This is a genomic window from Mycobacterium sp. HUMS_12744610, assembly GCF_041206865.1.
GTDB classification, from domain to species: Bacteria; Actinomycetota; Actinomycetes; order Mycobacteriales; family Mycobacteriaceae; genus Mycobacterium; species Mycobacterium servetii.
Genome location: NZ_JBGEDP010000001.1, coordinates 4278018 through 4302039, shown reverse-complemented (window position 1 = coordinate 4302039; position 24022 = coordinate 4278018). Strand labels below are relative to the sequence as shown.

Here is a 24022-nt window from a genome sequence, read left to right as displayed (position 1 = left end):
TGAGTCATGTCTGACGTGCGGTTGACCGCCTGGGTGCACGGGAGGGTGCAAGGCGTGGGATTTCGCTGGTGGACCCGCTGCCGGGCGCTGGAGCTGGGCCTGACCGGCTACGCGGCCAACCAGGACGACGGCCGCGTGCTGGTGGTCGCGCACGGGACGCGTGAGGCGGGCGAGAAGCTGCTGCAGCTGCTCGACGGCGACGGCGCACCGGGGCGCGTGGACAAGGTCGTCGCCGACTGGGCGCCGGCGCACGAGCGGTTCGACGGTTTCGTCGAGCGCTAGTCACTCCGGTCACGTTGGCACCGTCGCGGCTGCCCATGGTCGCATCGCAAAACTGGTATCGCCGGCGCTATCGCATTTCAGGAGGGAGCACCGCTTCCCTCCCAGTGACGGCTGTGACCCCTGTGACGTGTGCGCCGACCGGTCGATTTCGGGCCCGACGACACCCCGCGAGGGGGCCGGACGCGACGAATTGAGCGGTAGTCTGGCACGCCGTGTACCTCAAAAGTCTGACGCTGAAGGGCTTCAAGTCCTTCGCTTCGCCGACGACTATGCGCTTCGAGCCGGGTATCACCGCCGTCGTCGGGCCCAACGGCTCCGGCAAATCCAACGTGGTCGACGCCCTGGCCTGGGTGATGGGGGAGCAGGGCGCGAAGACGCTGCGCGGCGGCAAGATGGAGGACGTCATCTTCGCCGGCACCTCCTCGCGCGCCCCCCTGGGCCGTGCCGAGGTCACCGTCACCATCGACAACTCCGACAACGTGCTGCCCATCGACTACTCCGAGGTGTCGATCACCCGGCGGATGTTCCGCGACGGCGCCAGCGAGTACGAGATCAACGGCAGTGGCTGCCGGCTGATGGACGTCCAGGAGCTGCTCAGCGACTCCGGGATCGGCCGGGAGATGCACGTCATCGTCGGGCAGGGCAAGCTCGACGAGATCCTGCAGTCGCGGCCCGAGGACCGCCGCGCGTTCATCGAAGAAGCCGCCGGCGTGCTCAAGCACCGCAAGCGCAAGGAAAAGGCGCTGCGCAAACTCGACGCGATGTCGGCCAACCTGGCGCGGCTCACCGACCTGACCACCGAGCTGCGCCGCCAGCTCAAACCGCTGGGGCGCCAGGCCGAGGTGGCCCGGCGGGCCCAGACCATCCAGGCCGACCTGCGCGACGCCCGGTTGCGGCTGGCCGCCGACGACCTGGTCAACCGGCAGACCGAGCGCAGCGCCATCCTCGAGGCCGAGGCCGCGATGCGCCGCGAGCACGACGAGGCCGCCGCCCGCCTCGCGGTGGCCTCCGACGAGCTGACCGCCCACGAGACCGCGCTGGCTGAGCTCTCGACCCGCGCCGAGTCGGTCCAGCACACCTGGTTCGGGCTGTCCGCCCTGGCCGAACGCGTGGCCGCAACCGTGCGCATCGCCAGCGAACGCGCCCAGCATCTCGATGTCGAGCCGGCCAGGACCAGCGACAAGGACCCGGACGCGATGGATGCCGAGGCCCAGCGGGTCGAGGCCGCCGAGCGGCAGCTGAAGGCGGAGCTGGCCGCGGCGCGCACACGGCTGGAGGCCGCCCGCGCGCAACTGGCCGAGCGAGAGCGCGAGGCCGCCGAGGCCGACCGGGCCCACCTGGCGGCGGTCCGCGCCGAGGCGGACCGGCGCGAGGGCCTGGCCCGGCTGGCCGGGCAGGTGGAGACCATGCGGGCACGCGTCGAGTCGATCGACGACAGCGTCGCGAAGCTTTCCGAGCGCATCGAGCACGCCGCCGCGCGCGTGCAGCAGACCCGGGCCGAGTTCGAGACGGTGCAGGGGCGGGTCGGCGAGCTCGACCAGGGCGAGATGGGCCTCGACGAGCACCACGAGCGGACCGTGGCCGCGCTGCGCGCAGCCGACCAGCGCGTCACCGAGCTGCAGGCCGCCGAGCGGGGCGCCGAACGGCAGGTGGCCTCGCTGCGGGCCCGCATCGACGCGCTGTCGGTGGGGCTGGAACGCAAGAACGGCGCGGCGTGGCTCTCCGAGCACCACGGCGGGGCGGGGCTGCTGGGGCCGATCGCCAAGATGGTCAAGGTCCGCTCGGGCTACGAGGCGGCGGTGGCCGCCGTGCTCGGCTCGGCAGCCGACGCGCTGGCCGCCGAGAGCCTCGGGGCGGCCCGGTCCGCGGTCGCCGCGCTCAAGGAGGCCGACGGCGGGCGCGCTGCCCTGGTGGTGGGGGATTGGCCGGCCCCGGAGGATTCGGCGCGGGCCGGCGAGCTGCCCGGCGGCGCGGTGTGGGCGCTGGACCTGGTCGAGACCCCGCCGCGGCTGCGTGGCGCGCTGACCGCCATGCTCTCCGGCGTCGCGGTGGTCGACGACCTGGCACGGGCGCTCGAGCTGGTGGCCGCCCGCCCGCGGTTGCGGGCGGTGACCCTCGACGGCGACCTGGTGGGCGCCGGCTGGGTGAACGGCGGCTCCGACCGGAAGATGTCCACGTTGGAGATCACCTCCGAAATCGACAAGGCCGGCAGCGAGCTGGCCGCGGCGGAAGCGCAGGTCGCCCAGCTGAGCGCGGCGCTGTCGGGTGCGCTGACCGAGCAGGCGGCCCGCCAGGACTCCGCCGAGCAGGCGCTGGCCGCGCTCAACGAGTCCGACACCGCCATCTCCGCGATGTACGAGCAGCTGGGCCGGCTCGGGCAGGACGCCCGGACGGCCGAGGAGGAGTGGAACAGGCTGCTGCGGCAGCGCGAGGAGCTGGAATCCGGCCGCGCGCGGACTGTCGAAGAGGTCACCGAGCTCGAGACGCGGCTGCGCAACGCCCAGCAAACCCAGCATGTCGAGGCCGAGGAGCCGGCGGATCGGCAGCGGATCGCCGCCGCCGCCGAGAGCGCGCGCGGCGTGGAGGTGGAGGCCCGGCTGGCGCTGCGCACCGCCGAGGAGCGGGCCAACGCGGTGCGGGGGCGGGCGGATTCGCTGCGCCGGGCGGCCGCTGCCGAACGGGAGGCCCGGGTGCGCGCCGAGCAGGCGCGCGCCGCGCGGGTGCGCGCGGCCGCCATCGCCGCGGCCGTGGCCGACGCCGGGCGGCTGCTGGCCGCGCGGCTGGACGGGGTGGTCGGCGCGGCGTCGCACATCCGCGATGCGCTGGTGGCCGAGCGGCAGCAGCGCTCGGCGGCGATGGCCGCGGTGCGCGACGAGGTGAACGCGCTGGGGGCCCGGGTGGCCACGCTGACCGATTCGCTGCACCGCGACGAAGTGGCCAACGCCCAGGCGGCGCTGCGCATCGAGCAGCTCGAGCAGACGGTGCTCGAACAGTTCGGGATGGCCCCGGCCGACCTGGTCGCCGAGTACGGCCCGCACGTCGGGCTGCCGCCCAGCGAGCTGGAGATGGCCGAGTTCGAGCAGGCCCGCGAGCGCGGCGAGCAGGTGGTCGCCCCGGCCCCGATGCCCTATGACCGGGCCACCCAGGAGCGCCGGGCCAAACGCGCCGAACGCGAGCTGGCCGAGCTGGGCCGGGTCAACCCGCTGGCGCTCGAAGAGTTCGCCGCCCTGGAGGAGCGCTACAACTTCCTGTCCACCCAGCTCGAGGACGTCAAGGCCGCCCGCAAGGACCTGCTCGACGTCGTCGCCGACGTCGACGCCCGCATCCTGCAGGTGTTCAGCGACGCGTTCGTCGACGTCGAACGCGAGTTCCGGGAGGTCTTCACGGTGTTGTTCCCCGGCGGCGAGGGCCGGCTGCGGTTGACCAATCCCGACGACATGCTGACCACCGGCATCGAGGTGGAGGCCCGTCCGCCGGGCAAGAAGGTGACCAGGCTCTCGCTACTGTCCGGCGGGGAGAAGGCACTGACCGCGGTGGCGATGCTGGTGGCGATCTTCCGGGCCCGTCCGTCACCGTTCTACATCATGGACGAGGTCGAGGCCGCGCTCGACGACACCAACCTGCGCCGCCTGCTCTCGCTGTTCGAGCTGCTGCGGGCGCGCTCTCAGCTGCTCATCATCACCCACCAGAAGCCGACCATGGAGATCGCCGACGCGCTTTACGGCGTGACCATGCGGGGCGACGGGATCACCGCGGTGATCTCCCAGCGCATGCGCGGCCAGCAGGTGCAGCAGCTGGCCGCGGCTTCCCCCTAGGACACGCGAGCACCCGGGCACCGGCTGCCGCCGCCCGGGGCCGTCGGGGCGGCTGGAAGAATGTCAGCGTGTCGCAAGGATTTTGGATCGCCCTCGTCGTCATCGCCGTCCTGCTGGTCATCGTCGCGCTGGTGGCGGGGCTGGCGCGCTACCGGCGACGGCGCATCAGGCTGGCCCGGCCCGAGCCCGGCACGCTGGAGCGCCCCCGCGGCTATACCGCCTCATCGGGCATCACGTTCAGCCAGGGCGCACCGACCGCGGAGCGTCTCGACACCACGGGACTGCCCGGGGTGGGCGACGACGCGACGATTCCCCGCGACGCGCCGCGGCGCACGGTCGCCGACGTCGGGCTCCCCGAACCCGAGACCGTCGCGCCGCCACCGGAGGCCCCCGAGATCGAGGCCATCGAGCCGACCGAGGGCCGGCTCGAACGGCTGCGCGGCCGGCTGGCCAAATCGCAGAACGCGTTCGGGCGCAGCCTGCTGGGCCTGATCGGCGGCGGCGACCTGGACGAGGACTCCTGGCAGGATGTCGAGGACACCCTGCTGATCGCAGACCTGGGGCCCGTGGTCACCGAGTCGGTGATGACACAGCTGCGCAGCCGGCTGGCCAGCAGCGACGTGCGCACCGAGGCCGACGCCAAGGCCGCGCTGCGCGACGTCCTGATCACGCAGCTGCAGCCGGGCATGGACCGCTCGATCCACGCGCTGCCGCACGCCGACCGTCCGTCGGTGCTGCTGGTCGTCGGCGTCAACGGCACCGGGAAGACGACGACCGTCGGCAAGCTGGCGCGGGTGCTGGTGGCCGACGGCCGGCGCGTCGTGCTGGGCGCCGCCGACACCTTCCGCGCCGCGGCGGCCGACCAGCTCGAGATGTGGGCGTCCCGGGTGGGCGCGGAGGTGGTGCGCGGCCCCGAGGGGGCCGACCCGGCGTCGGTGGCCTTCGACGCCGTCGACAAGGGCATCGCCGCGGGCGCCGACGTCGTGCTCGTCGACACCGCGGGCCGGCTGCACACCAAGGTCGGGCTGATGGACGAGCTGGGCAAGGTCAAGCGGGTGGTGACCAAGCGGGCCGAGGTGGACGAGGTGTTGCTGGTGCTCGACGCCACCATCGGGCAGAACGGGCTGGCCCAGGCCCGGGTCTTCGCCGAGGTCGTCGACATCACCGGCGCGGTGCTGACCAAGCTCGACGGAACGGCCAAGGGCGGCATCGTGTTCCGGGTTCAGCAGGAACTCGGGGTGCCGGTGAAGCTGGTCGGGCTCGGCGAAGGGCCCGACGATTTGGCGCCGTTCGAGGCGGCCGGGTTCGTCGACGCGCTGCTGGGCTGAAACCCGTTGCACGGCCCCCTTACACAACCGGGCCGACGTTAATACCGCCGAAACACGGCGGCCCCAGCGCCGAAACAACCATCTCGCATGGTTCTGGTCAGGTCATCAGGCACATGTCTGGCGGCCAGTTCACGGCCGACCGGAGGTGGTAGCGAGTGACATTCCCGATGATGGGTCAGCCAGATACCGGCGATACCGCCTGGATGCTGACGAGTTCGGCGCTGGTGCTGTTGATGACGCCGGGTCTGGCGTTCTTCTACGGCGGGATGGTCCGCGCCCGCAGCGTGCTCAACATGATCATGATGAGCATCAGCGCGATGGGCGTGGTGACGGTTCTGTGGGTGCTCTACGGCTATTCGATGGCCTTCGGCGACGACAAGGGGAATGTCGCCGGTGACCCGGGCCAGTTCTGGGGCCTGAAGGGCCTCATCGGCGGGAACGCGGTGAAGGCGGACCCGAGCGCCGGCACCGCCGCCACCGACGTCCCGCTGGTGGGCAGCATGCCGGCCACGGTGTTCGTGGCCTTCCAGCTGATGTTCGCGATCATCACGGTGGCGCTGGTCTCAGGTGCGGTGTCCGACCGGCTGAAGTTCAGCGCCTGGCTGGTGTTCTCCGGGCTGTGGGCGACGCTGGTGTACTTCCCGATCGCGCACTGGGTGTTCGCCTTCGACGGCTCGGTGGCCGAGCACGGCGGCTGGATCGCCAACAAGCTGCACGCGATCGACTTCGCCGGGGGTACCGCGGTCCACATCAACGCCGGCGTGGCGGGCCTGATGCTGGCGATCGTGCTGGGCAAGCGCAGGGGCTGGCCCACCACGTTGTTCCGCCCGCACAACCTGCCGTTCGTCATGCTCGGGGCGGGCCTGCTGTGGTTCGGCTGGTACGGCTTCAACGCCGGTTCGGCCACCAGCTCCAACGGTGCGGCCGGCACGACGTTCGTGACCACCACGATCGCGACCGCCGCGGCGATGCTGGCCTGGCTGGCCACCGAGCGCATCCGCGACGGCAAGGCGACGACGCTGGGCGCGGCGTCGGGGATCGTCGCGGGGCTGGTCGCCATCACGCCGTCGTGCTCGTCGGTCAACGTGCTGGGCGCGCTGGTGGTCGGCGCGGTCGCCGGGGCGGTGTGTGCCCTGGCGGTCGGGCTGAAGTTCAAGCTGGGTTTCGATGACTCGCTCGACGTGGTCGGAGTGCACCTGGTCGGTGGCCTGGCGGGCACGCTGCTGGTCGGCCTGCTGGCGGCCCCGGAATCCCCGGCCATCAACGGCGTCACGGGCGTGTCGCGGGGTTTGTTCTACGGCGGCGGCTGGGCCCAGCTGGAGCGGCAGGCGATAGGCGCGTTCAGCGTCTTGATCTATTCTGGTGTGGTCACGCTTGTTTTGGCTTTGATCCTGAAATACACGATGGGACTTCGATTGAGCCCCGAGGCGGAGGCCGCGGGCATCGACGAGGCCGAGCACGCCGAGAGCAGTTACGATTTCGCCGTGGCGACCGGCTCGGTGCTTCCCCCCCGGGTTGCCGTGCCGGACACCCGGAACGGCATGGAGGAGCGAATGGGCGAGAAAGTTGAGGCCGAGTAGAGATGAAGCTCATCACCGCGATCGTCAAGCCGTTCACCCTCGACGACGTCAAGACTGCGCTCGAAGACGCGGGCGTCCTGGGGATGACGGTCAGCGAGATCCAGGGCTACGGACGCCAGAAGGGCCACACCGAGGTCTACCGGGGTGCGGAGTACTCGGTCGATTTCGTGCCCAAGGTCCGCATCGAGGTCGTCGTCGACGACTCCATCGTCGACAAGGTCGTGGACAGCATCGTGCGGGCGGCGCGCACCGGCAAGATCGGTGACGGCAAAGTCTGGGTCAGCCCCGTGGAAACCATCGTTCGGGTGCGCACCGGTGAACGCGGGACCGATGCGCTGTGACACGCCGTTGATCCGGACCATGGAGGGATGAACCCGACCGGGTCCGACCCGTTGGGGACAGGAAACGCTTGCGGGGCAACCGATCTGGTTGCCTCGCGGCGCCGTCTGCTGGCCGACGGCGGTGAGCTCGGCCCCGCGAAGCTGCGGCGGGCCTGGCTGGAACTGCACGAGTCCTGGCTGGCGGCCAAGGCCGCCGAGATCGGGATCACCGACGACGGCGGCTTCGCGGTCGTCGGCGTCGGCGGCCTGGGCCGCCGCGAGCTGCTGCCGCACTCCGACCTGGACCTGATGCTGCTGCACGACGACAAGCCCGCCGACGTGCTCGAGCGGGTCGCCGACGGATTGTGGTATCCGTTGTGGGACGCCAACATTCGGCTCGACCACAGCGTGCGCACCGTCCCGGGGGCCCTCGGTGTGGCCGACAGCGACATGGTGGCCGCGCTGGGCATGTTGGATGCGCGCCACATCGCGGGGGACGCGCGGCTCTCGGAGGAGCTGATCGCCGGGGCGCGGCGCCAGTGGCGCGGTGCCATTCGCTCCCGCATGGACGAGCTGGTCGAGATCACCCACGCCCGCTGGCAGCGGTGCGGCCGGATCGCCCAGCGCGCCGAGCCCGACCTGAAGTCGGGGCGCGGCGGCCTTCGCGACGTGCAGCTGCTCGACGCGCTCGGCCTCGCCCAGCTCATCGACCGCCACGGCATGGACAATCCGGAGCTGCCCGGCGGCTCGCTGGACGCCGCCTACCTGATGCTGCTCGACGTGCGCACCGAGCTGCACCGGGTGTCCGGGCGCGGAGGTGACGTCCTGCTGGCCCAGTTCGCCGACGAGATCAGCGCCGCAATGCATTTCGGTGACAGGTTCGACCTGGCGCGGATCCTGTCCGGCGCGGGCCGCACCATCGCCTACCACGCCGAGACCGGGCTGCGCACCGCCGCGATCGCGTTGCCGCGCCGCGGGATCTCCGCCCTGGTGCGGCGCCCGAAGCGGCGTCCGCTCGACGAGGGGGTCGTCGACTACGCGGGGGAGATCGTGCTCGCCCGCGACGCGCGTCCCGACGTCGACGCGGGGTTGGTGTTGCGGGTGGCGGCCGCGTCGGCGGACAAGGGCCTGCCGATCGGCGCCGGCACGCTGAGCCGGCTGGCCGCCGAAATCTCCGATCTGCCGGCCCCGTGGCCGCGCGAGGCGCTGGACGACTTCCTGGTCGTGCTGTCAGCCGGCCCGACCGCGGTGGCCACCATCGAGGCGCTCGACCGCACCGGGTTGTGGGGGCGGCTGCTGCCGGAATGGGACGCCATCCGCGACCTGCCGCCGCGCGACGTCGCCCACAAGTGGACGGTGGACCGGCACGTGGTCGAGACCCTCGTGAACGCCGCGCCGCTGTCGACCCGGGTGGCGCGCCCCGACCTGCTTGCGCTCGGCGCGCTGCTGCACGACATCGGCAAGGGCCGCGGCGTGGACCACAGCGTGCTCGGGGCCGAGATGGCGCTGAAGATCGGCCCCCGCCTGGGGATTTCGCCCGAGGACACCGAACTGCTGGCCAAGTTGGTGCGCCACCACCTGCTGCTGCCGGTGGTGGCCACCCGTCGCGACCTGAAGGACCCCGAAACCATCACGGCGGTGTCCGAAGCCCTGGGCGGGGACCCGCTGCTGCTCGAGGTGCTGCACGCGCTGACCGAGGCCGACTCGAAGGCCACCGGACCCGGGGTGTGGAGCGAATGGAAGGCGTCCCTGATCGAGGACCTGGTCCGCCGCTGCCGGATGGTGATGGCCGGTGAGGCGCTACCGCGGGCTGAACCCGTTGCACCGCAATATCTTTCGTTGACCAGTGAGCGCCGGGTGCAGGTGGACGTCGCGCCCGGCGGCGGCGAGCGCCTGCAGGTCGTGATGATCGCGCCGAACCAGCGGGGGCTGGTGTCCAACGCCGCCGCGGTGCTGGCGCTGAACTCGCTGCGCATCCATTCGGCGTCGGCCAACGTCCACGGCGACGTCGCGATCATCGAGTTCGTGGTGTCGCCGCTGTTCGGTTCGCCGCCCGAGGCGGGCCTGCTGCGCCAGCAGTTCGCCGGCGCCCTGGGCGGTGACATCGACGTGCTGGGCACGCTGGAGAAGCGCGACAACGACGCGGTGAGCGCGGCCACCGCGCGGGCCGGCGAGGTGCAGTTCGGTGTTCCCGTCACGCGTTCCACCGCCCCGCCCCGCATCCTGTGGCTGGAGACCGCGCCTTTCGGCCAGCTGGTCCTGGAAGTCCGCGCCATGGACCGGGCGGGCCTGCTGGCGCTTTTGACCCGGGCGCTGGAACGGGCCGGGGTCGACATCGTCTGGGCAAAGGTCAACACCTTCGGATCGACCGCGGCCGACGTGTTCTGCGTGACGGCGCCGGCCGGGGACAGCGAGCACTCGGCCCGCGCGGTGGTCGAGCAGCACCTGGCGGCCGTGCTGGGCGGCCCCGCCGTCGAGGTGCTCGAGGAGCCCGTCGGCGACTAGGGCGCGCTCACGCCCGCTCCGAATTCATCTGCCGCAGCGCGACGATGCGCGCCTGGATCTGGTCGCGGGTGGCGGCCGCGATCGGCGGCCCGCCGCAGCGGCGGCGTAGCTCGTTGTGGATCCAGCCGTGCGGCTTGCCGGTGCGGTGATGGGTCAGCGACACCAGCGTGTTCAGCTCGCGGCGCAGTTCGCGGAGCTCCCCGTGCATCGACGGCACCGGCGCGGCGTGCGCGGCGTCCTGCTGGAGCCGGGCCCGCTTCTGCAGTTGCTCGTCCTGGCGCTGGTGCAGCAGGGCCCGCATCTGGTCGGCGTCGAGCAACCCGGGGATGCCCAGGTAGTCCGCCTCCTCGTCGCTGCCGGCGGGGGTGGCGGTGCCGAACGACGACCCGTCGAAGATGACCTGGTCGAGTTCGGCATCGGCGCCCAGGGAGGTGAAGCCGCGGTCCTCCTCGCCTTGCTCTGTCTGCGTGCGCGTGGCGGGATCGCCGTCGAGCGGGTCCGCGTCCGGCCGGTGCGGCGCGCCGAGCACGTGGTTGCGCTGGGCCTCCAGCTCGCTGGCCAGCTGCAGCAGGTTGGGCACCGACGGCAGGAAGATGCTGGCCGTTTCCCCCGGCCGCCGCGACCGCACGAACCTGCCGATGGCTTGGGCGAAGAACAGCGGCGTGGAGGCGCTGGTGGCGTAGATGCCCACCGCAAGCCGGGGCACGTCGACGCCCTCGGAGACCATGCGCACCGCGACCAGCCACCGGCCCGTGCTCTCGGCGAACTCGGTGATGCGCCCGGACGATCCGGGGTCGTCGGACAGGACGACCGTGGGCTGTTCGGAGGTCAGCCGCTCCAGCAGCGCGGCGTACGCGCGGGCCGCGGTCCGGTCCGACGCGATGATCATGCCGCCGGCGTCGGGCACGTGCGTGCGCAGCTGACACAGCCGCCGATCGGCGGCCGCGATCACCGCGGGCATCCATTCGCCGGCCGGGTCCAGCGCGGTGCGCCAGGCCCGCGCGGTCTGCTCGGCCGACAGCGGCTCGCCCAGCCGCGCCGCGTGCTCCTCGCCGGCGCTGTCGCGCCAGCGCGCCTCGCCGGAGTAGGCGAGGAAGACCACCGGGCGGACCACCCCGTCGCCGAGCGCCTCGGCGTAGCCGTAGGTGTGGTCGGCCCGCGAGCGCAGGATCCCGTCGGAGCCGGCTTCGTAGTCGACGAACGGGATGGGGCTGTCGTCGCTGCGGAACGGCGTCCCCGTCAGCGCCAGTCGCCGCGTCGCGTCGCCGAAGGCTTCGCGGATCGCGTCGCCCCAGGTCTTGGCGTCACCGCCATGATGGATCTCGTCGAAGACGACCAGCGTCCTGCGCTGTTCGGTGCGCACCCGGTGCAGTGTCGGGTGCGCGGCGACCTGGGCGTAGGTCACCGTGACGCCGTGATACTCCGGCGAGGTCACCGGGCTGGTGTTGGAGAACCGCGGGTCCAGGGCGAGGCCGTGCGTCCCCGCGGCCCGCGCCCACTGGACCTTGAGGTGCTCGGTGGGCACCACGACGGTGATCTGGTCGACGGCGCGCTGGGCCAGCAGTTCGGCCGCCACCCGCAGGGCGAACGTCGTCTTGCCCGATCCGGGGGTGGCCACGGCCAGGAAGTCGCGCGGCTGACCGGTCAGGTATTTCACCAGCGCCCTGCGCTGCCAACCCCGCAACGCGCGGCCGGGGTCGTGCCCGGTCGCGGCGCGTGGCTCCGTGCTGACCGGTTGCAACGACATTTCCCCCCGTGGTCCCGTGATCCGATGCGGCCGGCCTGGTTAAGTGGCGGACGTGAAATCTAGCACGGCAAGGCTTTTCGCGGCGGCAGCGACTCGGGCGAGCTAGCGTGCCGAGCCGGTGACGTCGCGGGCCCGCAGCCACGCGAGGATCCGGCCGGCGACGTCGGGCCAGCCGGGCTCGAGCATCATGTTGTGACCCATCGGGAAGAACTCCGGCTCGGTCCGGTAGGCGCGGGCGGTGGCGCGCACCTCCTCGACGCTGACGAAGCCGTCGTACTCGGCGCCCAGCACCAGGATCGGCGTGCTCACGCGCCGGGTTGCGACCCGGCGGAGGATCGGGTCGGTCATCGCGGCGCGCACGCTCTCGGCCCCGGCGCGTTGCCGGCAGGATTCGACGACGGCCTCGGGCGTGTCGGCGCAGAACAGGTACTCGCGGGCCAGGGCCGGGGTGGCGAGGAATTTCAGCAGCGTGCGGTCGTTCCAGGTCTCCAGCGTCATCGACGGCCGGCGGCGCCAGACCCGCAGCGCCAGCGTGAGCACGCCCTGCGGTGGCACCGAACCGACCAGCACCGCGGCCGGGGCGCGGCGGGTTTCCAGATAGCGCTGCACGACGAAGCCGCCCAGCGAATGGCCGATCAGCACCGGCCAGCCGCCGAGGTCGTCGGCCACGGCGCGGACGTCGTCGATGTAGTCGGCGACGGAAACCCTGTGCAGCGGTGTGGGGGTGGGGCTCGCGCCGTGCCCGCGCAGGCTCACCGCGACCGCGCGGTAGCCGGCATCGGCGAAGAAGTCCAGGAAGTTCTCCCAACACCACGCCGCGTGCCAACCGCCGTGGACGAACAGCAGCGGCGCCGGATGCGCCGGGCTGGTGGAGCCCTTGTCGAGCACCTCGAGCATGGGCTCGACCCTCGTTTGCCGGCGCCGCGCCGTCAAGCCCTTCGCGCGCGGCCGAAGTGCCCCGGCCGCCGAGCCACTAGGCTGGTCGGGTGTTTGAATCCCTGTCTGACCGGTTGACCGGTGCGCTGGCGGGACTGCGCGGCAAGGGGCGGCTGACCGACGCCGACATCGACGCCACCACCCGCGAAATCCGGCTCGCCCTGCTGGAGGCCGACGTCTCGCTGCCCGTGGTGCGGGCGTTCGTCAACCGGATCAAGGAGCGCGCCCGCGGCGCCGAGGTGTCCGGCGCCCTCAACCCGGCGCAACAGGTCGTCAAGATCGTCAACGACGAACTCGTCGGCATCCTCGGCGGCCAGACCCGCCAGCTGGCCTACGCCAAGTCCCCGCCCACGGTCGTGATGCTCGCCGGCCTGCAGGGCTCCGGCAAGACGACGCTGGCCGGCAAGCTCGCGGCCTGGCTGCGCGGCCAGGGGCACACGCCCCTGCTGGTGGCCTGCGACCTGCAGCGCCCGGCCGCGGTGAACCAGCTTCAGGTCGTCGGCCAGCGGGCCGGGGTGCCGGTGTTCGCGCCGCATCCCGGCGCCGGATCACCGGATCCCGACGTCGGCCCGCCCGACCCCGTCGCCGTCGCGGCCGCCGGGCTCGCCGAGGCCCGCGCCAAGCACTTCGACGTCGTCATCGTCGACACCGCCGGACGGTTGGGGATCGACGACGAGCTGATGGCCCAGGCCGCGGCCATCCGCACCGCCGTCGACCCCGACGAGGTGCTGTTCGTCCTGGACGCGATGGTCGGGCAGGACGCCGTCACCACCGCCGAGGCGTTCCGCGAGGGTGTCGGTTTCACCGGCGTGGTGCTGACCAAGCTCGACGGCGACGCCCGCGGTGGCGCCGCGTTGTCGGTCCGCGAGGTGACCGGGGTGCCGATCCTGTTCGCCTCCACTGGGGAGAAGCTCGAGGACTTCGACGTCTTCCACCCCGACCGGATGGCCAGCCGCATCCTGGGCATGGGCGACGTGCTGAGCCTGATCGAACAGGCCGAGCAGGTCTTCGACGCCGAGCAGGCCGAGGCGGCCGCCGCCAAGATCGGCACCGGCGAGCTGACCCTCGAGGACTTCCTGGAACAGATGCTGGCCATCCGCAAGATGGGGCCGATCGGCAACCTGCTGGGCATGCTGCCGGGCGCCGGCCAGATGAAGGACGCCCTGGCCGCCGTCGACGACACGCAACTCGACCGGCTGCAGGCCATCATCCGCGGGATGACGCCGCAGGAGCGCGCGGACCCGAAGATCATCAACGCGTCCCGGCGGCTGCGCATCGCCAACGGCTCGGGTGTGACGGTCGCCGAGGTCAACCAGCTGGTCGACCGCTTCTTCGAGGCTCGCAAGATGATGTCGTCGATGCTCGGCGGCATGGGCATCCCCGGCATGGGCCGCAAGTCCGCGACGCGAAAGAGCAAACAGGCCAAGGGCAAGGCCGGCAAGAAGGGCAAGAAGGGGGCGCGCGGCCCCACGCCGCCCAAGGCGAAGAGCCCGTTCGGGGCGGGCATGCCGGGAATGCCGGCGGGATTTCCGGATCTGTCGCAGATGCCCGACGGCCTCAACGAGCTCCCGCCCGGACTGGCCGATTTCGACCTGTCCAAGCTGAAGTTCCCGGGCAACCCAGGAAGGAAGTAGCCGTCTCGTGCGCCTGCACGTGCGGGGCCGGGGGCTGCCCGATGAGGCCGAGGTCGAACTGTGGGTCGTCGACGGCCGCATCAGCACCGAACCGGCCGCCGGGGCCGACACCTTTTTTGACGGCGGCTGGATCCTGCCCGGCCTGGTGGACGCGCACTGCCACGTCGGGCTCGGCAAGCACGGCGAGATCGAACTCGACGAGGCGATCGCCCAGGCCGAGACCGAACGCGACGCCGGGGCGCTGCTGTTGCGCGACTGCGGCTCGCCGACCGACACCCGCACCCTCGACGACCGCGCCGACCTGCCCCGCATCATCCGGGCCGGCAGGCACCTGGCCCGGCCCAAGCGTTATATCGCCGGCTTCGCCGTCGAGCTCGAGGACGAGTCGCAGCTGCCGGCGGCCGTCGCCGAGGAGGCCGCCCGCGGCGACGGCTGGATCAAGCTGGTCGGCGACTGGATCGACCGCGGCGTCGGCGACCTCGCGCCGCTGTGGTCCGAGGACGTGCTGCGGGCCGCGATCGACGCCGCGCACGCCCACGGCGCCCGCGTCACCGCCCACGTCTTCAGCGAGGACGCGCTGCCGGGCCTGATCAACGCCGGCATCGACTGCATCGAGCACGGCACCGGCCTCACCGACGACAACATCGCCCTGATGCTCGAGCACGGCACGGCGCTGGTGCCCACGCTGATCAACCTCGAGAACTTCCCCGGGATCGCCGATGCCGCGACGCGGTATCCGACCTACGCCGCGCACATGCGCGACCTTTATGCCCGCGGCTACGAGCGGATCGCGGCCGCGCGGGAGGCGGGGGTGCCGGTGTATGCCGGCACCGACGCGGGCAGCATGGTCGCCCACGGCCGCATCGGCGACGAGGTCGAGGCCCTCACGCGCATCGGCATGAGCCCGACCGAGGCGCTGGGCGCGGCGTGCTGGGACGCCCGCCGCTGGCTGGGCAGGCCCGGCCTCGAGCACGGGGCGCCGGCCGACCTGCTGTGCTACTCGCGCGACCCTCGGCTAGGGCCCGATGTACTCGCTGCGCCGGACCTTGTGATACTGCGCGGCAACGCGTTTCGTGCCGGGGTCGCCGCGGAGGCCGGGCGCGCGTCGCGTCCGGCGAGGGAATAGGATCTGACGATGGCGTTGCCCAGCGGCGCGACATTCGCCGGATACATCGTGGCTCGGAGGCTGGGCTCCGGAGCGACCGGCACGGTGTATCTGGCCCAGGATCCTCGATCGTCGCGTTGGCAGGCGCTCAAGGTGCTGTCGCCGGCGCTGTCGGGCGACGGCGAACTGCGCCGCCGGTTTCACGCCGAGACCCCGATCGCCGCGAGCCTCTATCACCCGCACATCGTGCGCGTGAACGACCGTGGCGAGTTCGAGGGACAGCTCTGGGTCGCCATGGACTACGTCGACGGCGTCAACGCCGCGCAGCTGATGGCCGGCCGGTTTCCCGCGGTGTCGCCGGTCGGCGAGGCGCTCGCGGTGGTCAACGCCCTCGCCGAGGCGCTCGACTACGCGCACCAGCGCGGCCTGCTGCACCGCAACGTCAAGCCGGCCAACGTCTTCCTGACCGGCCGGGACGAGGGCGAGCCCGGGATCCTGTTGTCCGACTTCGGCGTCGCTGTGCCGATCGGGGAGCCCGCCAGGACGGCGGCCTACGGGTCGCCCGAGCAGTTGACGGGCTCCGACATCGACGGGCGCGCCGACCAGTACGCGCTGGCGGCCACCGCGTTTCACCTGCTGACCGGTGCGCCGCTGGCGGCCGGCTCGCCGCCGCGGCTCAGCGAGCAGCGCCCGGAGCTGGCCCGCCTCGACGAGGTGTTCGCCAGGGCGCTCGCCCCGCGGGCCGCCGACCGGTTCGCGCGGTGCGCCGACTTCGCCGTCGCGGCCAACGCGCAAGCGGGCCTCGCACCCGGCGACCGCGGTCCGGAAGCGGTCCTGGTCGCCGACTATCCCGCCTATGCCTGGCCCGAGTCCGACGACGCACACGGCGGCGCGCGGCCGGCGGCAGGGGCGTGGGGCGGGCGACCGGCCGGTCCCTCCGGCGCGGCCGCACCGGCCGCACCGCCCGCGCGTCCCCCGCGGGCGGTGCCGGCCAGGCGCGGCTTACGCAAGGCCGCAGTGCGGGTCGTGGCGGTGGCGCTGGTCGCCGGACTGGTCGCGCTGGGTCTCGTGATCGGGCGCAGGAACCAACCGGCCCCGGCTCAGGGCGCCGGCCGTACAGCGCCGCCGTCGGCCTCGGCCGGCGGGACCCGTGCCACCTCGCCGCCCGCCGTCCCGGTTCCGCTGGACGGCACGTACAGCATCGACGTCGAACGCACGAAGCAGACCTACAACTACGCCGCCGACCCGCAACCCCCGGACGTGACCACCTGGTGGGCATTCCGCTCGTCGTGCGCGCCGCAGTCCTGCACCGCGGCCGCCACCCGGCTGGACGACACCGGTCACCTGCGCGAGGTGTCACCCGGTGCGCCGCTGTTCCTGGCGTACGGGGACGGTCGATGGCAGTCCTTGCCGGTCGACATCCGGTTCCCGTGCATCGGATCGGACGGATTACGCCAGAAGCAGACCGCGACGTTGGTGTTGACGCTGCAACCGCGGGCGCACGGCGACTTCGCCGGTGAAGAGACCCTCACCGTGCAGACCAACGAATGCGGCCAGCGCTCGGCGGTCATCCGCATCCCCGCGGTGGCCAGCCCGCACGGCGGGGTGCCGCCGGGGGTGACGGTGCCCGACCCGACCGCCGGGCCGGCCGGCCCCGAAGGGATGGCGCCGGCGCCCGTCGGGCCGGGCGCGGTGCCGTCGGGCAAGCCCCATCCCTGAGCCGGCCCATCCGCGAGGCGTGCGGCGGGTACCGTTCGAGCCGCCAAAAAGATTGTGAGTGCTTGCTATCTATGCTAGGTTCGGTGGCACCCTTACGAAATTTGGAGGCCCCGGTGACCTACGACGTGATCATCCGCGACGGCCTGTGGTTCGACGGCACCGGCAGGCCGCCGCGAACCCGCACGCTCGGGATTCGCGACGGCCTGGTGGTCGCCGTGGTCGGCCCCGCCGACGGCCCGCTCGACGAGACCGGCTGCCCCGAGGTGATCGACGCGGCGGGCAAGTGGGTCGTACCCGGCTTCATCGACGTGCACACCCACTACGACGCCGAGGTGCTGCTGGACCCCGGCCTGCCCGAGTCGGTGCGCCACGGTGTGACCACTGTGTTGCTGGGCAACTGCTCGTTGTCGACGGTGTACGCCGACTCCGAGGACGCCGCCGACCTGTTCAGCCGCGTCGAGGCGGTGCCGCGCGAGTACGTCCACGGCGCCCTGGCGTCCCGGCGGACCTGGTCGACGGCCGCCGAATACGTCGAGGCGATCGACGCCCTGCCGCTCGGGCCCAACGTCGGCTCCCTGCTCGGGCATTCGGACCTGCGGGCCGCGGTGCTCGGACTCGACCGCGCCACCGACGCCGGCGCGCAGCCCACCGCGGCCGAACTCGAGAAGATGGCGGCGTTGCTCGACGACGCGCTGGACGCCGGAATGCTCGGCATGTCGGGGATGGACGCCGCGATCGACAAGCTCGACGGCGACCGGTTCCGGTCGCGCGCGCTGCCGTCGACCTTCGCGACCTGGCGGGAACGGCGCAAGCTGATCGACGTGCTGCGCCGGCGCGGGCGGATGCTGCAGAGCGCCCCCGACATCAAAAACCCGGCGTCGGGGCTGCTGTTCTTCCTGGCGAGCAGCCGGATCTTCGGCCGCGGCAGGGGAGTCCGGATGAGCATGCTGGTGTCGGCCGACGCCAAGTCGATGCCGCTGGCCGCGCACACCTTCGGTCTGGGCACCCGGATACTGAACAAGCTACTGGGCTCTGACGTGCGGTTCCAGCATCTGCCCGTCCCGTTCGAGCTGTACTCGGACGGGATCGACCTGCCGGTGTTCGAGGAGTTCGGTGCCGGGACCGCGGCCCTGCACCTGCGCGACCAGTTGCAGCGCAACGAACTGCTGGCCGACCAGTCTTATCGCCGCCGGTTCCGGCGCGAGTTCGACCGGCGCAAGCTCGGGCCGTCGTTGTGGCACCGCGACTTCCACGACGCGGTGATCGTCGAGTGCCCCGACCGCTCGTTGATCGGCAAGAGCTTCGGGGCCATCGCCGACGAACGCGGGCTGCACCCGCTCGATGCCTTCCTCGACGTGCTCGTCGACAACGGCGAGCGCAACGTCCGCTGGACCACCACCGTCGCCAACCACCGGCCCCGACAGCTCGACAAGCTCGCCGCCGAGCCCAGCCTGCACATGGGCTTCTCCGACGCCGGCGCACACCTGCGCAACATGGCCTTCTACAACTTCGCCCTGCGGCTGCTCAAGCGCACTCGGGACGCCGAACGCGCGGGCGCGCCGTTTTTGTCCGTCCAGGGCGCGGTGCACCGCCTGACCGGCGAGCTGGCGGACTGGTTCGGCATCGACGCCGGCACGCTGCGCGAAGGCGACCGCGCCGACTTCGTGGTGATCGACCCCGCCGGCCTGGACGAGTCGGTCGACGCCTACCACGAGGAGGCGGTGCCCCACTACGGCGGCCTGCGGCGCATGGTCAACCGCAACGACGGCGCCGTGGTCGCGACGGGCGTGGGTGGCGCCGTCGTCTTCCGGGCAGGCCGGTTCAGGGACGGCTACGGCCGGACCGTCAGGTCGGGCCGCTACCTGCGGGCGGGCGCGCGGCGCGGGTCCCCGGCCGTGAGCGCCTGACGTGGCCCGCACCCAGCAGCAGCGCCGCGAGGAGACCGTCGCGCGACTCCTCGAGGCGAGCATCGCCACCATCGTCGAGGTGGGCTATGCCCGCGCGTCGGCGGCGGTGATCACCAAACGCGCCGGGGTGTCCGTCGGGGCCCTGTTCCGCCACTTCGAGACGATGGGCGACTTCATGGCCGCCACGGCGTCCGAGGTGCTGCGCCGCCAGCTGGAAACCTTCACCAAGCGCGTCGCCGAAATCCCCGCCGACCGGCCCGCGCTGGAAGCGGCGCTGACGATCCTGCGGGACCTCACCGCCAGCCCCACCAACGCGGTGCTCTACGAGCTGTTGGTCGCCGCCCGCACCGACGAAAAGCTCCGGGAGACGCTGCAACACGAGCTCGGCCAGTACCGGGCCAAGATTCACGACGCCGCCCGGGCGCTGCCCGGCGCCGAGAGCTTCCCGCAGGACACGTTCCCGGTCGTGGTGGCGCTGATGACCAACGTGTTCGACGGGGCCACCGTGGTCGAGGGGGTGCTGCCGCAGCCGGACATCGCGGAGCGCCGGGTCGCGGTCCTCGCGGCCCTGCTCACCGCGGCGCTGCCCGGCCAGTAAGCACGCGGTGGCTACAGCGAGCCGATGCCCGTCTCCGGGTTCAGCGCGAAACCCCAATCCAGCAGGTTGGCGGCCTGATCCCAATACGTCGGGCCGCCCTCGTGGACCAGCCCGTACATCATCGCGATCACCAGCCGCCGCCCGCCGCGGGCGGCGGCGCCGACGAACGTCTTGCGGGCCGCGTTGGTGAAGCCCGTCTTGCCACCGATCGCGCCGGGGTAGCGCTGCAGCAGCTCGTCGCGGTTGACGATCGGTCGCTCGCCGTGATCGCCGGGGAACATCGCCGACGGTTCGGCGGTGATCTGCGCGAACACCGGGTTGGCCAGGGCGGCGCGGAAGATGACGGCCAGGTCGTGCGCGGTGGTCGCGCCGGACCCGCCGGGCCCGTCCAGGCCGGACGGCGTCGACGCGTGCGTGCTCGTCGCCCCCAGGGAGGCGGCCTTGGCGTTCATCGCGGCGACGGTTGCGTCGGCGCCGCCCATCAGGTGCGCCAGCGTGTTGGCCGCATCGTTGCCCGACACCAGCAGGATGGCGTCCAGCAGCTGGCGTGCGGTGTAGCTGCGGCCCGGTTTGATGCCCACACAGCTGCATTCGACGTCGGCGTCGGCGGCGTCGGCGACCACGGTCGAGTCCAGGCTCACCTGGTCGAGCGCCACCAGCGCCAACAGCACCTTGATGGTGCTCGCGGGTGGGTGTTGCACATCCTGGTCGCGGCCGGCGAGCACCTCACCGCTGTCGAGGTCGGCCACGATCCAGGTCTGGGCCGGGCCGTCGGGGATCGGCACCGAGCCGACCGGCTGCATGCTGTCGGCGCGGGCCGCCGGGGCGCCGACCGCATCGACCCCGCCGGCACCGATCACGAGCGCCGCGGCGAGTGCGGCGATGAGCTTCCGCATGGCCGCAGAGTCTAACTTCCGGCTCGTCGGGCGCCCACGTTCAGTACTGTGCGATGCATGCTGAGCCTGGCCGAGATCTCCGACCGCCTCGAGATCCAACAGCTTCTGGTGGACTACTCCACCGCCATCGACAACCGGCGCTTCGACGACCTGGACCGGGTTTTCACCCCGGACGCCTACATCGACTACCGGGCGCTCGGCGGGATCGACGGCCGCTTCCCCGAGGTGAAGAAGTGGCTCTCGGAGGTGCTGCCGAACTTCCCGGTGTACGCGCACATGCTCGGCAACTTCTCGGTCCGCATCGACGGTGACACCGCTTCGTCGCGGGTGATCTGCTTCAACCCGATGGTGCTGGGCGGCGAGAGCGACCAGGTGCTGTTCTGCGGGCTCTGGTACGACGACGAGTTCGCCCGCACCCCTGACGGCTGGCGGATGAGCCGCCGCGTCGAGACGAAGGTCTTTCAGAAAGTCATGTGAGCCGGTCAGGCGGATTTCCGGTGGCGGCTCCCGCTCTGGCACAATGGGCGGCTGTCCCTCGTGCGACCCACCTCGATTCGGTGCTCGGGCGCGGGTCGCACACGCGAGGCAAAACCGGATCGGGGCATTCCGCCCCGATCGCCGAATTGCAGCGTGACACACACAGGAGCGCGTAACACATGGCTGTCAAGATCAAGCTCACCCGGCTTGGAAAGATCCGCAACCCCCAGTACCGCATCGCCGTCGCCGACGCCCGCACGCGGCGCGACGGCCGTTCGATCGAGGTCATCGGCCGCTACCACCCGAAGGAGGAACCGAGCCTGATCGAGATCGACTCCGAGCGCGCGCAGTACTGGCTGTCGGTCGGCGCCCAGCCCACCGAGCCGGTCCTCAAGCTGCTCAAGATCACCGGCGACTGGCAGAAGTTCAAGGGCCTCCCGGGCGCCGAGGGCACCCTGAAGGTCAAGCCACCCAAGCCCAGCAAGCTGGAGCTGTTCAACGCCGCGCTGGCCGAGGCCGAGGGCGGCCCGACCACCGAGGCCGCCAAGCCCAAGAAGAAGGCCCCCGCCAAGACGGCGGCCAAGGCCGAGGCCGCCGCAGAGACGCCTGCCGAGGCGCCTGCCGAAGGCGAGCAGCCCGAGCCGGCCTCGCCCGCCGCGGAAAGCTGACCGGCGTGGGCACCGTCGTCGTCGACGCAGTCGAGCACCTGGTCCGCGGGATCGTCGACAACCCGGACGACGTCCGGGTGGACATGGTGACCAGCCGGCGCGGGCGCACCGTCGAGGTCCACGTCCACCCCGACGACCTGGGCAAGGTGATCGGTCGCGGCGGTCGCACCGCGACCGCGCTGCGCACGCTGGTCGCCGGCATCGGCGGTCGCGGCATCCGCGTCGACGTCGTGGACACCGACCAGTAGCAGCGCGCATGGAACTCCGTTGGAGTTGACCGTCGGGCGCGTGGTCAAGGCGCACGGCATCGGCGGCGAGGTGGTCGTCGAGGTCCGCACCGACGACCCCGCCGCCCGGTTCGCCCCGGGCACCGCGTTGCGCGCCAGAGACGCCCGCGGCGGCGCACCGGAGCGCAGCTACGTCGTGGACAGCGCGCGCGAGCACGGCGGGCGGCTGCTGGTGCGGCTGGCCGGCGTCGCCGACCGGGACGCCGCCGAGGCGCTGCGCGGCAGCTTGTTCGTCGTCGACTCCGCCGATCTGCCGCCGATCGACCCGGTCGACGAACCGGACACCTACTACGACCACCAGCTCGAAGGCCTGCGCGTGCGCACCACGACGGGTGCCCACGTCGGCGTCGTCGTCGAGGTGCTGCACACCGCGGCCGGTGAGTTGCTCGCGGTGCGCCCGCCCGACGGCGGGGAGGTGCTGGTGCCGTTCGTCGGCGCGATCGTCACGTCGGTGTCGTTGCCGGACGGCGTCGTCGAGATCGATCCGCCCGAGGGTCTTTTAGATCTGGCATGAGAATCGACGTCGTCACGATCTTCCCGGCCTACCTGGACCCGCTGCGGCAGTCGTTGCCGGGCAAGGCGATCGAGTCGGGTGTGGTGGACCTGCGCGTACACGACCTGCGGCGCTGGACGCACGACGTGCACCGCTCGGTCGACGACGCGCCCTACGGCGGGGGCCCCGGGATGGTGATGCGGGCTCCGGTGTGGGGAGAGGCGCTGGACGAGATCTGTTCCGGCGAGACGCTGTTGGTGGTGCCCACGCCCGCCGGTGCGCTGTTCACCCAGGCCACCGCCCAGCGCTGGAGCGCCGAGGCGCACCTGGCGTTCGCCTGCGGCCGCTACGAGGGCATCGACCAGCGGGTCGTCGAGGACGCCGCCCGCCGCATGCGGGTCGCGGAGGTCTCGATCGGCGACTACGTGCTGCCGGGCGGGGAGTCGGCGGCGGTCGTGATCATCGAGGCGGTGCTGCGGTTGCTACCCGGCGTCCTGGGCAACCCCGACTCGCACCGGGACGATTCGCACTCGCCCGGCCTGGACCGGCTGCTGGAGGGTCCCAGCTACACCCGCCCATCCAGCTGGCGGGGGCTCGACGTCCCCGAGGTGCTGCTGTCCGGGGACCACGCCCGGGTGGCCGCCTGGCGCCGGGGGGTCTCCCTGCGCCGGACCCGCGAACGCCGCCCGGACCTGTGCCCGCCGGGCGACTAGTCGAGTGCGGGGCCGATCCGGCCGTCGGGGAACATCGTCCTGACCGCCCGGGTTATCGTCTCGCGGGCGGTCGCGTCGTCGGAGGGCTGCAGCGACTGCACCACCATGATGTAGCGGTGGTCGGGGCCGACGAGCCCGGTCGACAGGTGCATCCAGTCGGCGCCGATGCAGCACATCCAGCCCTGCTTGACCGCCACCGGCTCGGCGTAGAGGCCATCGGGGATGCCGAACCGCTGCGGGTAGCCGTCTACGCCGTTGGGCGTGGAGCGGCCCAGGTCGTCGACGATCATCTTCGCCCGCTCGGCGGGCAGCCCGCCGGAGCCGTCGAGCAGCTTTTGGTAGTAGCGGATCAGGTCGGTCACCGAACTGATCGTGTTCCACCAGCGGCCGTCGGGTGGCGGCGTGGTCGAGCCCAGCCCGTACCGGGCCGCCACCTCGGTGATGATGGCGTTGCCGCCGTCCTGACCCCAGAACCGCTCGGCCGCCCCGTCGTCGGAGGACTGCAGCATCAGGTCCACGGCCTGGCGGTCGTCGGGGGCCAGCGCGGTCCTGCCCGAGGCCTCCTGCAACAGCAGGTCGTCGGCGATGAAGAGCTTGGCCACCGACGCCGTCCCGGGGATCTGGCCGTTGCCGTTGGAGACGAGGCGGTTGGTGACGCGGTCCAGGACCGCGACCGACAGCGCGGCGCCCGCGGCGGCGGCCTCGTCGGTCGCCTGCTGCATCCGCGCCTGCAGCAGGCCGAACTCGGCGGTGGGCAGCGCCCGCTCGGGTGGGTGCGGCGCGCCGGTCCCCGCGAACAGATCGGCCAGCTGCTGCGGCGACGGGGGCGCCACCGGGTTGGACGCGGGGGCGAGCGCGGCGTCGTACACCTTCGCCTGCACCTGTGTGCGCAGCTGGGTCAGGCAGGCCGTCGCGATCACCAACGTCGCCGCCGCGAGGGCGGCCGGCAGCGTCAGGGATCGTCGTCGCATGCCGTCATATCTACCACTGACCTGCGCTGTTGGCTCGCGGT

At 72.2% G+C, this 24022-nt stretch carries 20 protein-coding genes; 16 read left to right on the top strand and 4 right to left on the bottom strand.

Annotated elements, in window-relative coordinates:
• The first annotated feature begins 6 nt into the window (after window positions 1-6).
• From AB8998_RS20655 to AB8998_RS20630, 6 genes are all read left to right on the top strand, one after another.
• The gene (locus AB8998_RS20655; RefSeq protein WP_369739558.1) at window positions 7-282 is read left to right on the top strand and encodes an acylphosphatase; all 276 of its coding nucleotides are present in this window, start codon (window positions 7-9) and stop codon (window positions 280-282) included.
• A gap of 212 nt (window positions 283-494) precedes the next feature.
• Window positions 495-4097 (top strand): chromosome segregation protein SMC, encoded by a 3603-nt coding sequence (smc, locus tag AB8998_RS20650; protein ID WP_369739557.1) that lies wholly within the window; start codon window positions 495-497, stop codon window positions 4095-4097.
• Between the two features lie 68 nt (window positions 4098-4165).
• Entirely contained in the window at window positions 4166-5425 is a 1260-nt protein-coding gene (gene ftsY, locus AB8998_RS20645) for a signal recognition particle-docking protein FtsY (RefSeq protein WP_369739556.1), read from the top strand.
• A gap of 167 nt (window positions 5426-5592) precedes the next feature.
• Window positions 5593-7005: an ammonium transporter gene (locus AB8998_RS20640; protein WP_369741679.1), complete on the top strand. Its 1413-nt coding sequence runs from the start codon at window positions 5593-5595 to the stop codon at window positions 7003-7005.
• Between the two features lie 2 nt (window positions 7006-7007).
• Window positions 7008-7346: a nitrogen regulatory protein P-II gene (gene glnB, locus AB8998_RS20635; protein WP_144956377.1), complete on the top strand. Its 339-nt coding sequence runs from the start codon at window positions 7008-7010 to the stop codon at window positions 7344-7346.
• A 27-nt stretch (window positions 7347-7373) separates the two neighbouring features.
• Window positions 7374-9830 (top strand): [protein-PII] uridylyltransferase, encoded by a 2457-nt coding sequence (locus AB8998_RS20630; RefSeq protein WP_369739555.1) that lies wholly within the window; start codon window positions 7374-7376, stop codon window positions 9828-9830.
• A 7-nt stretch (window positions 9831-9837) separates the two neighbouring features.
• Here AB8998_RS20630 and AB8998_RS20625 read toward each other — a convergent pair whose 3' ends face one another.
• On the bottom strand, window positions 9838-11577 hold the full coding sequence (locus AB8998_RS20625) for a DEAD/DEAH box helicase (RefSeq protein WP_369739554.1): 1740 nt from the start codon (window positions 11575-11577) through the stop codon (window positions 9838-9840).
• A 102-nt stretch (window positions 11578-11679) separates the two neighbouring features.
• Window positions 11680-12474 carry an alpha/beta hydrolase gene (locus AB8998_RS20620; RefSeq protein ID WP_369739553.1) on the bottom strand — a complete coding sequence of 265 codons (795 nt, stop codon included), beginning with the start codon at window positions 12472-12474 and terminating at the stop codon, window positions 11680-11682.
• Window positions 12475-12563: 89 nt separating this feature from the next.
• Here AB8998_RS20620 and ffh point away from each other — a divergent pair, with 89 nt between their 5' ends.
• From ffh to AB8998_RS20595, 5 genes are all read left to right on the top strand, one after another.
• Entirely contained in the window at window positions 12564-14147 is a 1584-nt protein-coding gene (gene ffh / locus AB8998_RS20615) for a signal recognition particle protein (RefSeq protein ID WP_369739552.1), read from the top strand.
• Window positions 14148-14154: 7 nt separating this feature from the next.
• The gene (locus AB8998_RS20610) at window positions 14155-15273 is read left to right on the top strand and encodes a metal-dependent hydrolase family protein (protein WP_369739551.1); all 1119 of its coding nucleotides are present in this window, start codon (window positions 14155-14157) and stop codon (window positions 15271-15273) included.
• 9 nt (window positions 15274-15282) lie between these two features.
• Entirely contained in the window at window positions 15283-16971 is a 1689-nt protein-coding gene (locus tag AB8998_RS20605; protein ID WP_369739550.1) for a serine/threonine-protein kinase, read from the top strand.
• 71 nt (window positions 16972-17042) lie between these two features.
• Window positions 17043-18878, top strand: a complete 1836-nt coding sequence (locus AB8998_RS20600; protein ID WP_369739549.1) for an N-acyl-D-amino-acid deacylase family protein — start codon at window positions 17043-17045, stop codon at window positions 18876-18878.
• 1 nt (window position 18879) lies between these two features.
• Complete coding sequence (locus tag AB8998_RS20595) at window positions 18880-19476, top strand: TetR/AcrR family transcriptional regulator (RefSeq protein ID WP_369739548.1); 597 nt, start codon at window positions 18880-18882, stop codon at window positions 19474-19476.
• Between the two features lie 11 nt (window positions 19477-19487).
• On the opposite strand, the gene AB8998_RS20590 is transcribed toward AB8998_RS20595, so the two are convergent.
• A complete protein-coding gene (locus AB8998_RS20590; RefSeq protein WP_369739547.1) occupies window positions 19488-20372 on the bottom strand; it encodes a D-alanyl-D-alanine carboxypeptidase family protein in 885 nt (294 codons plus the stop codon).
• A gap of 57 nt (window positions 20373-20429) precedes the next feature.
• Between AB8998_RS20590 and AB8998_RS20585 the strand changes: the two genes are divergently transcribed.
• The 5 genes from AB8998_RS20585 to trmD all read left to right on the top strand — a co-directional run bounded on the left by AB8998_RS20585 (window position 20430) and on the right by trmD (window position 23010).
• On the top strand, window positions 20430-20849 hold the full coding sequence (locus AB8998_RS20585) for a nuclear transport factor 2 family protein (RefSeq protein WP_369739546.1): 420 nt from the start codon (window positions 20430-20432) through the stop codon (window positions 20847-20849).
• Window positions 20850-21028: 179 nt separating this feature from the next.
• Window positions 21029-21517 (top strand): 30S ribosomal protein S16, encoded by a 489-nt coding sequence (rpsP, locus tag AB8998_RS20580; protein ID WP_369739545.1) that lies wholly within the window; start codon window positions 21029-21031, stop codon window positions 21515-21517.
• Window positions 21518-21522: 5 nt separating this feature from the next.
• Window positions 21523-21765 (top strand): RNA-binding protein, encoded by a 243-nt coding sequence (locus tag AB8998_RS20575; protein ID WP_369739544.1) that lies wholly within the window; start codon window positions 21523-21525, stop codon window positions 21763-21765.
• Between the two features lie 19 nt (window positions 21766-21784).
• Entirely contained in the window at window positions 21785-22318 is a 534-nt protein-coding gene (rimM, locus tag AB8998_RS20570) for a ribosome maturation factor RimM (protein ID WP_369739543.1), read from the top strand.
• The gene (gene trmD / locus AB8998_RS20565; RefSeq protein ID WP_369739542.1) at window positions 22315-23010 is read left to right on the top strand and encodes a tRNA (guanosine(37)-N1)-methyltransferase TrmD; all 696 of its coding nucleotides are present in this window, start codon (window positions 22315-22317) and stop codon (window positions 23008-23010) included. The genes rimM and trmD overlap by 4 nt, the downstream gene beginning before the upstream one ends.
• On the opposite strand, the gene AB8998_RS20560 is transcribed toward trmD, so the two are convergent.
• Entirely contained in the window at window positions 23007-23981 is a 975-nt protein-coding gene (locus AB8998_RS20560) for a serine hydrolase (protein ID WP_369739541.1), read from the bottom strand. The two genes, trmD and AB8998_RS20560, sit on opposite strands and share 4 nt — an antisense overlap.
• Between the last annotated feature and the right edge of the window lie 41 nt (window positions 23982-24022).